At 61.6% G+C, this 12,735-nt stretch carries 13 protein-coding genes and 2 pseudogenes; 11 read left to right on the top strand and 4 right to left on the bottom strand.

Annotation, left to right across the window (positions count from 1 at the left end):
- Positions 1 to 3 precede the first annotated feature (3 nt).
- The 4 genes from ACFQAU_RS12695 to nthA form a co-directional block, all read right to left on the bottom strand.
- Entirely contained in the window at positions 4 to 1,299 is a 1,296-nt protein-coding gene (locus ACFQAU_RS12695; RefSeq protein ID WP_067938637.1) for an adenylosuccinate synthase, read from the bottom strand.
- Positions 1,300 to 1,388: 89 nt separating this feature from the next.
- Positions 1,389 to 1,715 carry a nitrile hydratase accessory protein gene (locus tag ACFQAU_RS12690; RefSeq protein ID WP_132445148.1) on the bottom strand — a complete coding sequence of 109 codons (327 nt, stop codon included), beginning with the start codon at positions 1,713 to 1,715 and terminating at the stop codon, positions 1,389 to 1,391.
- Positions 1,712 to 2,386, bottom strand: a complete 675-nt coding sequence (gene nthB, locus ACFQAU_RS12685) for a nitrile hydratase subunit beta (protein WP_132445150.1) — start codon at positions 2,384 to 2,386, stop codon at positions 1,712 to 1,714. Before nthB ends, ACFQAU_RS12690 begins: the two co-directional genes overlap by 4 nt.
- Positions 2,383 to 3,000 carry a nitrile hydratase subunit alpha gene (gene nthA / locus ACFQAU_RS12680; protein ID WP_120352251.1) on the bottom strand — a complete coding sequence of 206 codons (618 nt, stop codon included), beginning with the start codon at positions 2,998 to 3,000 and terminating at the stop codon, positions 2,383 to 2,385. The genes nthB and nthA overlap by 4 nt, the downstream gene beginning before the upstream one ends.
- Before the next feature lie 353 nt (positions 3,001 to 3,353).
- On the opposite strand from nthA, the gene secG reads away from it, so the two are divergent.
- The 11 genes and pseudogenes from secG to ACFQAU_RS12625 all read left to right on the top strand — a co-directional run bounded on the left by secG (position 3,354) and on the right by ACFQAU_RS12625 (position 12,727).
- The gene (secG, locus tag ACFQAU_RS12675) at positions 3,354 to 3,719 is read left to right on the top strand and encodes a preprotein translocase subunit SecG (RefSeq protein ID WP_067627076.1); all 366 of its coding nucleotides are present in this window, start codon (positions 3,354 to 3,356) and stop codon (positions 3,717 to 3,719) included.
- Positions 3,720 to 3,898: 179 nt separating this feature from the next.
- Complete coding sequence (locus ACFQAU_RS12670) at positions 3,899 to 5,542, top strand: CTP synthase (protein WP_067627074.1); 1,644 nt, start codon at positions 3,899 to 3,901, stop codon at positions 5,540 to 5,542.
- A 217-nt stretch (positions 5,543 to 5,759) separates the two neighbouring features.
- A pseudogene (locus ACFQAU_RS12665) lies at positions 5,760 to 6,550 on the top strand (23S rRNA (adenine(2030)-N(6))-methyltransferase RlmJ).
- A gap of 3 nt (positions 6,551 to 6,553) precedes the next feature.
- Complete coding sequence (locus ACFQAU_RS12660; protein WP_067627071.1) at positions 6,554 to 6,847, top strand: DUF1330 domain-containing protein; 294 nt, start codon at positions 6,554 to 6,556, stop codon at positions 6,845 to 6,847.
- 85 nt (positions 6,848 to 6,932) lie between these two features.
- Positions 6,933 to 7,370, top strand: a complete 438-nt coding sequence (locus ACFQAU_RS12655) for a tellurite resistance TerB family protein (protein WP_120351501.1) — start codon at positions 6,933 to 6,935, stop codon at positions 7,368 to 7,370.
- Positions 7,371 to 7,406: 36 nt separating this feature from the next.
- A complete protein-coding gene (locus ACFQAU_RS12650; protein ID WP_067938626.1) occupies positions 7,407 to 7,847 on the top strand; it encodes a tellurite resistance TerB family protein in 441 nt (146 codons plus the stop codon).
- Positions 7,848 to 7,958: 111 nt separating this feature from the next.
- The gene (locus ACFQAU_RS12645) at positions 7,959 to 8,735 is read left to right on the top strand and encodes an ABC transporter ATP-binding protein (protein WP_132445154.1); all 777 of its coding nucleotides are present in this window, start codon (positions 7,959 to 7,961) and stop codon (positions 8,733 to 8,735) included.
- 24 nt (positions 8,736 to 8,759) lie between these two features.
- A pseudogene (locus tag ACFQAU_RS12640) lies at positions 8,760 to 9,495 on the top strand (transporter substrate-binding domain-containing protein).
- A 109-nt stretch (positions 9,496 to 9,604) separates the two neighbouring features.
- The gene (locus ACFQAU_RS12635; RefSeq protein WP_067627062.1) at positions 9,605 to 10,489 is read left to right on the top strand and encodes an ABC transporter permease; all 885 of its coding nucleotides are present in this window, start codon (positions 9,605 to 9,607) and stop codon (positions 10,487 to 10,489) included.
- Positions 10,486 to 11,292 (top strand): ABC transporter permease, encoded by an 807-nt coding sequence (locus tag ACFQAU_RS12630; RefSeq protein WP_120351504.1) that lies wholly within the window; start codon positions 10,486 to 10,488, stop codon positions 11,290 to 11,292. Before ACFQAU_RS12635 ends, ACFQAU_RS12630 begins: the two co-directional genes overlap by 4 nt.
- A gap of 100 nt (positions 11,293 to 11,392) precedes the next feature.
- Complete coding sequence (locus tag ACFQAU_RS12625; RefSeq protein WP_132445156.1) at positions 11,393 to 12,727, top strand: glutamine synthetase family protein; 1,335 nt, start codon at positions 11,393 to 11,395, stop codon at positions 12,725 to 12,727.
- Positions 12,728 to 12,735: the final 8 nt, after the last annotated feature.

Below are 12,735 nucleotides of genomic sequence, written 5' to 3'. Positions count from 1 at the left end.
AGATCAGTCCGCGAAAGGGTCGGTCACCAGAATGGTGTCCTCCCGCTCTGGCGAGGTGGAGACGAGTGCGACGGGGCATTGGATCAACTCTTCGACCCGGCGCACATATTTGATCGCATTGGCGGGCAGATCGGCCCAACTGCGCGCGCCTTCGGTCGATTCGGACCAGCCCGGCAGTTCTTCGTAGACGGGCACACAACGCGCCTGCTGTTCGGCGGCGGTCGGCAGATAGTCGAGCCGCTCACCGTCCAGATCATAGCCGACGCAGACCTTCAGCGTCTCGAACCCATCAAGCACGTCAAGCTTGGTCAGGCAGATGCCGGTGATGCCCGAGGTGGCGCAGGTCTGGCGCAGCAGGGCCGCGTCGAACCAGCCGCAGCGGCGCTTGCGCCCGGTGGTGGTGCCGAACTCATGGCCCCGCTCACCCAAACGTTGGCCGTCTGCGTCTTCCAACTCTGTCGGGAACGGGCCTTCGCCGACGCGGGTGGTATAGGCTTTGACGATGCCCAGCACATAGTCGATGGCGGTGGGGCCAAGGCCCACGCCGGTCGCCGCCTGCCCCGCGATCACGTTCGACGACGTGACAAAGGGATAGGTGCCAAAGTCGATGTCGAGCAGAGCGCCCTGCGCCCCTTCGAAGAGGATGCGCTTGCCCGCTTTGCGCTTTTCGGCCAGCACTTTCCAAACGGGTGCAGCGAAAGGCAGAATTTTCGGAGCGATTTCTTGCAGTTGCGCGATCAGCGCATCACGGTCGATGGCTTCAACGCCCAAGCCCTTGCGCAGCGGATCGTGGTGCTGCAGCGCCCGGTCAACCCGGGCTTCCAATGTCGCGGGGTCCGCCAGATCGGCCACGCGGATGGCGCGGCGGCCCACTTTGTCCTCGTAGCACGGCCCGATGCCGCGGCCAGTGGTGCCAATCTTGGTGCCCTTGCTGGCCGCTTCTTCGCGGGCGCGGTCAAGTTCGCCGTGGAACGGCAGGATCAGCGGCGTGTTTTCCGCGATCATCAGGTTCTCGGGGTTGATCTCAACACCCTGCCCTTCGATCGTTTCGATCTCTTTCAGCAGGTGCCACGGGTCCAGCACCACGCCGTTGCCGATGACAGACAGCTTGCCGCCGCGCACCACGCCCGAAGGCAGCGCGTGCAGCTTATAAACCTTGCCGTCGATGACCAGAGTGTGGCCCGCGTTATGCCCGCCTTGAAAGCGCGCGATCACATCTGCGCGTTCGCTGAGCCAGTCAACGATCTTGCCTTTTCCCTCGTCACCCCATTGGGCGCCGACAACGACGACATTGGCCATGATATATTCCTTTGCGATGTCCCGCGCCCGTATAGCGACAGTGGCAGGCGTGTGAAACTCGAAAAACGCGCTGAGCGCCAGCGAGGGGTTTAGACGTTTCCTGCCGCGCTCAAACGCACCGGATCGCCATGTGGCGTGCTGAGATAGGCGGCCTCCCACCCGTCGCGCAGGCTGCGCAGATCACCGGGGCGGGCATGGCCTGCGTCGATCAGCAGGGTTTCGAGGGTTTCCAGCCAAGCGTTGAAGTAGTCCTCTCCGCCGTTCAACTCTCGCCTCAGCCCATGCTGTGCCAAAGTCGCGCCAAAGCGGTCGGCCCAAAAGGGCCAATCGAAAAGACCACTCTCGTTCAGATGCACCGTCAGCGCGAAGAGATGCGCGTGCCATGGCGCCTCAAAGACGGGTTCCGGGGCGTTCATGGGGCCTCCAGATAGCTTTGCCATAGGTCGAGCACGACCTCATCGCGGGGGTGTTCGGGATGCGCCCAAAGCTCAGAGGCCGGAAAGGCCACGGCATAAAGCGGCTCGGGGGCTTCGCCCAGATCATGGGCGTTGCTGTCGGGTAAGACATGCGCGCCATGCAGCCGCAGCACCCGGCCCTTCGCGCCCGCGGCATAGGCGGGCAGCCGGGTGTGGCCGCCCGGAACGATTGTGTTTTCAGGCCGCTTGCGGGTGACGACCGCATCGCCGGGCGAAAAGATCGCTGCGATGTCCGAAGGGCGATCCGCCGGGCCGCCACGGGCCAGCACCCCAGCCACCTGCGGCGCCTTTAGCGCTTTTTCCGCCAGCGGGCTGGGCGCAGGATCGGCCTTGCCCGCCAGTTCCTCACGGCTGACCACCCCGCGGGCGACCAACATATCGGCCACCCCGGCGAGCCACTTTTCGTAATAGCTGAACCGCATGTAATCAGTGGGGGCGAGACATTCGCGGGCATGGCGCGACACGTCGATGTTCCATTTGCCTAAGGTGCCGGTGGCCAAGGTCAACGCCAGCGCGCGGCGGTGCCACTCGGCGTGAAAGATCACGTCTTCGGCCTCGGGCGTGACCGGGCCATCGCCGAAACGCCCGCCCATATCATGCACGCGGGTCATGGCGCTTTGGCCAATCCGGTGCCGATCATACTGTCGCGGGTGACAAGGTCGGCCAGCGCCGCGACATCCAAGCCCTCGCTTCCCGCCGGGCGCTGCGGGATCACCAGATAGCGCACCTCGGCTGTTGAATCCCAGACCCGTACGGCGGTGTCTGCGGGCAGGTCCACCCCGAATTCCGCCAGCACCTTGCGCGGTTCGCGCACCACGCGGGCGCGGTAGGCGTCGGATTTATACCAACCCGGCGGAATGCCCAGAAGCGGCCAAGGGTAGCAGGAGCACAGCGTGCAGACGACGATGTTATGCACCTCATCCGTATTCTCGACCGCGACCATATGCTCGCCCTGCCGCCCGAAGAAACCCATCTCGGCCACCACGGCGGTCGCATCCTTGAGCAGCGCCGCGCGAAAATCAGGATCGCTCCACGCGCGGGCGACGACCTCGGCCCCGTTGCGCGGGCCGATGCGGTTCTCATAGGTGTCGATGATCTCATCCAATGCGGCGGGGTCAATCAGCCCCTTGGCCGTCAACAGCGTTTCCAGCGCCTTGACCCTGAGCGCAGGCTCGGGCGGCAGCAGGGCATGGGGGTGGTCGTGGTCTGGATGATCATGAGGCATGGCGGCAGACTGCCCCAGAGGGGATCGGCTGTCCATCGCCGATCAAAGCCAATTCCTTCATTTCTCTGCAAAGAAAATGGGCGAATTTGCCCGCATTTCATGCTATAGTATTCCTACGAAGCGAGTCTGCACCACCTTAATTCCAGGATAACCCTCTTACATATTGTGGTTGAGTACTGCTTCAAAAGACCGTCGCCCCCATGCGGCGGTCTTTGCTCGTGCCTTTCATCCGTCTGGTGCCCCCTCCCCGCTTTTCACCCCGGTCCGATCGCTGCTCGGCGGCAATCCACCCTTGCCCCCATGGGCAAAGACGAATAGATACCCGCCAACCAAAACCGAAAGCTGTCGTACCCATGGAAAATGTCGTTCTGATCATTCACCTGATTCTGGCCCTCGGCCTGATCGCCGTGGTACTGCTGCAACGGTCTGAGGGCGGTGGCCTTGGCATGGGTGGTGGCGGCGGCGGTGCCGTTTCGGGCCGCTCTGCCGCGACGGCACTGGGCAAGGTGACATGGATCCTTGCCGCTGGTTTCATCGCCACCTCGATCACGCTGACCATCATCGCGGCGGAAAAATCCGCAGGCTCGTCGGTCATCGACCGGCTGAGCGCGACACCGCCCGCCCAGAACCAAGATGGCAGCCCTGCCCTGCCTGCGGGCGACGATCTGCTGCCGCCTTCCGCGGATGGCAACTCACCGCTGGTCCCTGCGGCCGATTAAGCTAACGAACACAAAACCTTGAGGCACGGCCTTGTTCCGCAACTGCATGTTGCGGCAGGCCTTGCCTCACACGCACGAATCCTGTAAGGCTTAAATCCCGTGGTGCTGCGGCTTTCCGCAGCGCGTTTGGCTGGTTTTTGCCTGCAACAAACTTTGATTTCACGGGGGTCTCCGATCACATGGCACGCTATATCTTCATCACAGGCGGTGTGGTCTCGTCGCTGGGCAAGGGTCTGGCCTCGGCGGCCTTGGGCGCCTTGCTTCAGGCACGCGGTTTTTCGGTTCGTCTGCGCAAGCTGGACCCCTACCTGAACGTCGACCCCGGCACGATGTCGCCATTTGAGCATGGCGAAGTCTTCGTCACCGATGATGGCGCAGAGACCGACCTCGACCTTGGGCACTATGAGCGCTTCACGGGCGTGGCCGCGCGGAAAACCGACAGCATCAGTTCGGGCCGGGTCTATTCCACCGTGCTGGAGAAAGAACGCCGCGGCGACTATCTGGGAAAGACCATTCAGGTTATCCCCCACGTCACCAATGAAATCAAAGACTTCATCGATATCGGCGATGATGAGGTCGATTTCATGCTCTGCGAAATCGGCGGCACCGTGGGCGATATCGAAGGTCTGCCCTTCTTTGAAGCGATCCGCCAGTTCAGCCAAGACAAGCCGCGCGGGCAGTGTATTTTCATGCACCTCACGCTGCTGCCCTACGTCAAAGCCAGCGGCGAACTGAAGACCAAGCCGACGCAGCACTCGGTCAAAGAACTGCGCTCCATCGGCATCGCGCCCGACATTCTGGTCTGCCGTTCCGAGGGGCCGATCCCCGCGAAAGAACGCGAGAAGCTGGCGCTCTTTTGCAACGTGCGCCCGGATTCGGTGATCGCCGCGCAAGACCTTAAATCGATCTACGAAGCGCCCTTGGCCTACCACCGCGAGGGGCTGGATCAGGCGGTTCTGGATGCCTTCCAGATCACCCCTGCCCCCAAGCCGAACCTGCGCCGTTGGGAAGATGTGGCCGACCGCATCTACAACCCCGAAGGCGAAGTCAAAGTCGCCATTGTCGGCAAATACACCCAGCTTGAAGACGCCTATAAATCCATCGCCGAGGCGCTGACCCATGGCGGCATGGCCAACCGGGTCAAGGTTAACGTGGAATGGGTCGACGCCGAGATTTTCGACAGCGAAGACCCCGCGCCGCATCTTGAAGGTTTCCACGCGATCCTCGTCCCCGGCGGCTTTGGCGAGCGTGGCACCGAAGGCAAGATCAAGGCCGCGCAATATGCCCGTGAGCATAAGGTCCCCTACCTCGGTATCTGCCTTGGCATGCAGATGGCGGTGATCGAAGCCGCGCGAAACGTGGCCGGGCTGAAATCTGCGGGGTCAGAAGAGTTTGACCATGAGGCAGGCAAAAAGCGTTTCGAGCCGGTGGTTTACCACCTGAAAGAATGGGTGCAGGGCAACCACAAGGTGGCGCGGAAGGTCGATGACGACAAAGGCGGCACCATGCGTCTGGGTGCCTATGACGCGACGCTGGCCGAAGGCTCGCGCGTGGCCGAAGCCTATGGCACCACTACGATCGATGAACGTCACCGTCACCGTTATGAGGTCGACATCGCCTATAAGGAACAGCTTGAGAAGGCTGGGCTGAAGTTCTCGGGCATGTCGCCGGATGGCAAGCTGCCAGAGATCGTGGAATGGTCGGATCACCCGTGGTTCATCGGCGTTCAATTCCACCCTGAGCTGAAGTCAAAGCCGTTTGATCCGCATCCCCTTTTCAAGGATTTCGTGCGCGCCGCGAAGGATGTGTCGCGGTTGGTATAAGATCGAAGGCCCGAGCGTTAAACGCCGGGCCTTTTTTCTGTCTGGCAGGCATCAACAGGCCCGGAATCAAGCCGCAGGCGCCGGGCCATCGCCTGCCCGCCCGCCACGCCGCAGGCGTGCCATCATTCATTCGCCGCACCTGCGGTGCGACGGGTATGCTATGGCCCTCTCCGCTCTTTCGCGTTGCACCCGCCAACCACTCCGCTACAGCTAGGCCATGCTGAGCTATCAACACATCTACCACGCCGGAAACCTTGCAGACGTGCAGAAACACGCGCTTTTGGCGTGGATGCTGTCGTATCTCACCCGCAAGGACAAACCGCTCACCTATCTGGAAACCCACGCAGGCCGGGCGCTCTATGACCTGTCGGACGCGGCGGCGGAAAAGACCGGCGAAGCGCGGCAGGGCATCGACAAGGTGGCCGATTGGTTCGCCCCCGATCACCCCTATTCCCAAGTCTTGCAAGCGTTGCGCGAGACCCACGGCCCCCGCGCCTACCCCGGCTCTCCTCTGCTGGCTGCGAAACTGCTGCGCCCCGTTGACCGCATCCATCTGGCCGAGTTGCACCCCCAAGAGCACAGCGCCCTTGATCTGGCGATGTCGCCCTACCCGGCGAAATGCCATCTCAGCGATGGGTTCGAGATGGCCTTTGCCCTCACCCCACCGACGCCGCGCCGGGGGATGCTGCTGATTGATCCCTCCTATGAGATCAAGACAGATTACGAGACCATCCCGCGCCAGATCGCCAAGCTTAGCCGCGCATGGAACGTCGGGATCATCGCCCTGTGGTATCCGATCCTGACCAACCGCGCACATGTACCCATGCTCGACACGCTCACCGCCAACCACCCCGATGCGCTGCGCCACGAAGTGCGCTTCCCGCCTGCGCGCCCCGGTCATGGCATGGTCGGCTCAGGCATGTTCGTGATCAATCCCCCTACGGGCTGGCAACTGAGGCGCAGAACCTCACCGCCCGTTTCGCCACTTTGACCCAACAGGAGAGATAACAGATGCCAAAGGGCTATTGGATCGCCACCATGGATATCCACGACACCGCGATTTATGATAAATACCGCGCCGCCAATGCCAAACCATTCGCGGATTACGGCGCGCGTTTCCTCGTGCGCGGCGGCACCCAACAAGTCCGCGAAGGCCAGATGCGCGCCCGCACTGTTGTCTTGGAATTCGACAGTTATGCCGACGCGGTCGCCTGCTACGAAAGCCCCGGCTACCAGCGTGCCAAAGACATCCGCCTGAACGTGGCCGATGGGTCTTTGGTGATCGTAGAAGGCTATGACAGCTAAATCCATGCGGACCATTGCAGGAACCAGCGCGCCCCACGCGCAGTTTCCTCTATGGCGACCCTGTTTCCTGCGATAAGTGAGCCCCATGCTGAACCGACTGTTCCCCCGCCGTAAGGCACAGCCGAAACCTTTGCCGCAGCCCAATGCCCAACTGGCACTGGGCGCGCTTTTGGTCCGTGTGGCCTTTGCGGATCGTACCTACCGCGCCTCCGAGATCGGCCAGATCGACCAGATTCTGGCGCGGACCTTTGGATTGAAACCGATCGAGGCCGCCAAGCTGCGCGCCACGTGCGAGGCGCTGGAACGTGACGCCCCCGGCACGCCTGAGTTCACCCGCATCCTGCGCGAAGAGGTCGACTATGCCGACCGCAAAGCACTGGGCGAGGCGATGTGGCAGGTGGCCCTCTCGGACGGGGCGCGCAATGATGACGAGGAAATCCAGCTTGTCGCCATCGAAACCGCGCTTGGCCTATCGGATGAGGATATGGCCGCAGCCCGCGCCAACGCTCTAAATACGCTCTGACATTCCCTTTCCCCGCAGCAGGATGATAACGCACTTATGTTTGGTGACTTTCTCAAACGGCTGACCCAGCCCGAACCCGACCCATTGGCCGACAACGATGCCCGCCTCGCGCTGACCGCGCTCTTGGTCCGCATCGCCAGGTCCGACAATGACTACGCGATGAGCGAACGGCGCTTGATCGACCGGATCGCGGCTGAACGCTACGGGCTGAATGAGGCTGACGCCACCGCCCTGCGCGAAGAAGCCGAGGCGCTTGAGGCGCAAGCCCCCGACACTGTGCGCTTTACCCGCGCGATCAAAGACGCGGTGCCCTATGAGCGTCGGCTGGAGGTGATCGAAGCGCTTTGGCAGGTGGTTTTGGCCGATGGCAGCCGCTCTGACGAAGAAGACGCGCTGCTGCGGTTGGTGTCGAACCTATTGGGCGTCACCGATACCGACAGCGCCATGGCGCGCCAGCGTGTCGCCAAGGAAAGCTGACCTAGCGTCAGCACCGGTACTGCGATGCAACGCGGGCCAAACTCTGCGTTGCAATTTCCGTCGATTCGTCGCTTTATAGCGCACTGAAATGACAGATTGGCGACAGTTTCCGTGACGACAGATACCCCGGTTATCCAGATCAAGAACCTTCACAAAGCCTATGGCTCACTGGAGGTTCTCAAAGGGGTCGATCTGACCGCCCCGCGTGGCCATGTGATCTCGCTGATCGGCTCTTCAGGCTCTGGTAAATCGACCTTGCTGCGCTGCTGTAACCTGCTGGAAGACAGCCAGCAGGGCGAAGTGATTTTCAAAGGCGAACCGGTGCGCTGGAAAGGCAACGGCCACCACCGCTGCCCGGCGGACGCCAAGCAGGTGCTGCGCATCCGCACCAACCTGTCGATGGTCTTCCAGCAGTTCAACCTCTGGGCGCATATGTCGATCCTGCAAAACGTCATGGAAGCGCCGCTGACCGTGCTGGGCCGCGACCGGGCAGAGGTAGAGCGCGCCGCGCGCGGCTATCTTGAAAAGGTCGGGATCGGTGACAAATGCGATGTCTACCCCGCCCAACTGTCCGGCGGCCAGCAACAGCGCGCCGCCATTGCCCGTGCACTCTGCATGGAGCCCGAGGCGCTGCTGTTTGATGAGCCGACCAGCGCGCTCGACCCCGAGCTGGAGCAGGAAGTCGTCAAAGTCATCAAAGACCTCGCCGCAGAGGGGCGCACGATGGTGATCGTGACCCATGACATGAAACTGGCCGCTGATGTCAGCGACCATGTCGTGTTCCTGCACCAAGGTCTGATCGAAGAACAAGGGACGCCCGAAGAAGTCTTCGGCGCGCCCAAATCGGAACGTCTGCGTGGGTTCCTTTCGGCAACCCAGCCTGCGTAAACAAAAACCAAAGGGAGTTACCAAATGAAAAAGATCCTACTGGCAAGCGCCGCGCTCAGCATGACTGCTGGTTTCGCGATGGCCGAAGCTCATGGCAAAACCATCCGCATGGGCACCGAGGGCGCCTACCCCCTACAACTTCATCAACGACGCCGGCGAAGTCGACGGTTTCGAGCGTGAACTGGGCGACGAGCTGTGCAAACGCGCCGAGTTGACCTGCGAATGGGTGAAAAACGACTGGGACAGCATCATCCCCAACCTCGTGTCGGGCAACTACGACAACATCATGGCCGGGATGAGCATCACCGACGAGCGGAAGGAAGTCATCTCCTTCACGCAGAACTACTATCCGCCGACCGCTTCCGCTTATGTTGCGGCCTCTGAGGATGCGGACATCGAAGGCGGCGTTGTTGCAGGTCAGACAGCGACCATCCAAGCTGGTCACGTTGCCGAAAGCGGTGCCACGCTGATCGAATTCGCGACCCCCGAAGAAACCGTTGCGGCCGTGCGCAACGGCGAAGCCGACGCGGTATTCGCTGACAAAGATTACCTCGTTCCGATCGTCGAGGAATCCGGCGGTGAGTTGATGTTCGTGGGCGACGATGTCCCGCTTGGCGACGGCATCGGCATGGGTCTGCGTCAGTCCGACACCGAACTGCGTGACACATTCGACGCCGTCATCACTGAGATGAAAGAAGACGGCTCGCTGAACGAAATGCTCAAAAAGTGGTTCGGCGACGATACCAACACCTACGAGTGATCCAACCTCAGGCGCGCCCTTCGCGGCGCGCCTGACCTTCCCTGCGCGGCACCCTCGCGCGGATTAGCCCTCGCGCAGCACCCTCGCGCGGACCAGCCCATGGGGGCCCATGTTTTCTTTCTGCTCTGACCCATCGATCCTGAACGACTGGTTCTGGACCGCCTGTTACCTGACAACCGGCGTTCATATGTCGTTCTACATGTCCTTCCTTAAGGTCTTGATGCTGCTTGCCGTGACCGCGCCTGTGGCGCTGGCCTTCGGCTTTGGCGGGGCCATGATGGCGCGTGCGCGTTTCGCGCCGCTGAGTTGGGTCGGCAAAGGTTATATCGCGCTGGTGCGCGGTGTGCCGGATATCGCCTTCTTTCTGTTTTTCGTCATCGCCTTGGATCAGGGCATCGAATACCTGCGTCACAAGGCGCTCTGTTCCGATTGGGACATGCCGGTCCGCCAAGGCAGTGATTTCGTGGTCTGTCAGGCCGCCAAGATGCCTTTGGGCAATGCCGCGCAATGGGTGCATGAGACCTATGGTTTCGGCCTTGCGGTCTTTACCTTTGCCATCGTCTTCGGCGCTTTTGCGGCCAACGTCCTATTCGGTGCCATGCGCGCCGTGCCCCGGGCGCAGCTTGAAACCGCCGAGGCTTACGGCATGAACCACCGCCAGACCTTCTGGCGGGTGCTGGTGCCGCAGATGTGGGTCTATGCCCTGCCCGGTCTCAGCAACCTGTGGATGGTGCTGATCAAGGCCACGCCGCTGCTGTTTCTTTTGGGCGTCGAGGATATCGTCTATTGGGCGCGCGAACTGGGCGGCACCAAGACGCCGCGCTTTACCGACTATCCGCACCCCGACTGGCGCATGTGGTACTTCCTCGGGCTGCTGGTGTTCTACCTGCTCTTTACCCGGATTTCCGAGATTTCGTTGGACCGCCTGATGAAACGACTGACACGCGGCCAAGCCACCACCGGCGGCGAAGCCCAGCGGAGGGCCGGCGCATGAGCTGTCTGCAAACGATTCAGGACTACGGTCTGCGCTCTCTTGGCTATGGTGAACGCCTGCTGCCGCGCGAGGGTTTCACGCTCTGCGAACAGTTCACGCTGATCGGCTCAGGGATGCTGTGGAACATCTACTTCGGCGTCATCGCCCTGCTGACAGGGTTCTTCTTTGCCACGGCGCTTGGCGTTGGAAAGGCCAGTCCGAACCCTTGGTTCCGCAAACCGGCGGAATGGTTCATCTTCATCTTCCGTGGCTCGCCGCTCTTCATCCAATTCTTCTTTGGCTACTTCCTGTTTCTGTCGCTGAAGTCCGAATACGCCTTTTTCGCTCCCTTCACCGCGGCATGGTTGGGGGCGCTGATCGTGCTCTTTCTCAACACTGCCGCATATTCGGGCGAAATTTTTTACGGCGCGCTGCAGTCCATCCCCAAGGGCGATGTCGAGGCCGCAGATGCCTATGGTCTGTCGGGCTGGTCGCGCTTTCGCCGGGTGATCTGGCCCACCTCGCTGCGCCTTGCCTGGCCCGCCTATACGAACGAGGCGATTTTTCTGTTTCACGCCACGACACTGGTGTTTTTCAGCGGTTTCCCGGCCTGGCAACAGCGCGGAGATGCGCTCTATTACGCCAGCTATTTTGCCGACAAAACCTTCAATCCCTTCGTGCCCTATCCCATTCTTGCCGGTTATTTCATCCTTCTGACGCTCTGCATCATTGGCGTCTTCGGTTTGATCAATTCCCGCCTAAACCGGCACCTGCCACAGGCCCAACGCCGTAAAATTCGCTTGCGTCCTAATTTGATCCGGTAGTATCCATTATTTGATCAAATTACGCGGCGCGTGGGCGCCAACTGCTTTTGCCCCCGGGTGAACCGCTCTGTGACATGCCCACCGCCTTTGCAGGTGACGTATGAACAACTGGCTTCGCAAAAACCCTCAGGTCCGCACCATTCGTGTGGCCGCCGCCGACCTCAATGGCCAAGCCCGCGGCAAGCGCATTCCGTCGCGTTTTGCCGATAAGGTGACAACCGAAGGCACCCGCTTTCCGGTCTCGGTGCTGAACCTCGACATCTGGGGCGAGGATATCGACGACAGCCCGCTGGTGTTTGAGACTGGCGATGCGGACGGCGTGCTGAAACCGACCGAGCGGGGCTTCATGCCGATGCCATGGCTCGACGCGCCCTCGGCCCTGCTGCCGATTTGGATGTTCCGCGAAGATGGCCGCCCCTACCCCGGCGATCCGCGCCACGCGCTGCGTGCCGTGCTTGACCGCTACAAAGCGCGCGGCCTCACGCCCGTCTGCGCGGTGGAACTGGAATTCTTCCTGATCGACGATTCGGGCCGCAACCTTCAGGTGCCGATCTCGCCCCGCTCGGGCAAACGACGCAAGGCGGCCGAGACCATGTCGATCCGCGCGCTCGACCAGTTCGATCTCTTTTTCACCGATCTCTATGACGCCTGCGAAGAGATGGACATCCCCGCCGATACCGCCATTTCCGAGGCGGGTCTGGGCCAGTTCGAAATCAACTTGATGCATTGCGACGATGCGCTGCGCGCCGCTGACGACGCATGGCTGTTCAAGATGCTGGTCAAAGGGCTGGCGCGGCGGCACGGCTTTGCCGCAAGCTTTATGGCGAAACCCTATGAGGATTACTCCGGCTCTGGCCTGCACACGCATTTTTCGGTGCTGGATGAAAATGGCGACAACATCTTTGACGATGGCGGGCCCAAGGGGACCGCCACGCTGCGCCACGCAGTGGCGGGCTGCATGAACGCGATGCGGGGCTCGGCGCTGGTGTTCTGTCCGCACGCCAACAGCTTTGACCGGATGGTGCCGGAATCCCATGCGCCCACCGGGGTATGCTGGGCCTATGAAAACCGCACCGCCGCGATCCGCATCCCTTCGGGCAGCCACAAGGCGCGGCGGATCGAACATCGGGTCTCTGGCGGCGACGTGAACCCCTATCTGATGCTGGCCGCCGTTCTGGGCGCGGCGCTTAACGGGATCGAAGATGGAGCAGAGCCGCCTGCCCCGATCACCGGCAACGCCTATGCCGCCGATCTGCCGCGCATGCCCAGCGATTGGAAAACCGCTATCGACTTGTTTGAAAGCTGCCCCCATGTCGCACGGATCTTTGCCCCCGAGATGGTCCGCAACTTCGTGCTGACGAAACGCCAAGAATTGCATTACATGCAGGAATTGACCCCAGAGGAACAGGTCGAGATCTATCTCGACACTGTGTAACAGGTGAC

It is taken from the genome of Sulfitobacter profundi (assembly GCF_042661425.1).
Lineage (GTDB): Bacteria > Pseudomonadota > Alphaproteobacteria > Rhodobacterales > Rhodobacteraceae > Sulfitobacter > Sulfitobacter profundi.
Note: the sequence above shows the minus strand (reverse complement) of the source record. Positions and strands in the feature narration are given on the sequence as shown.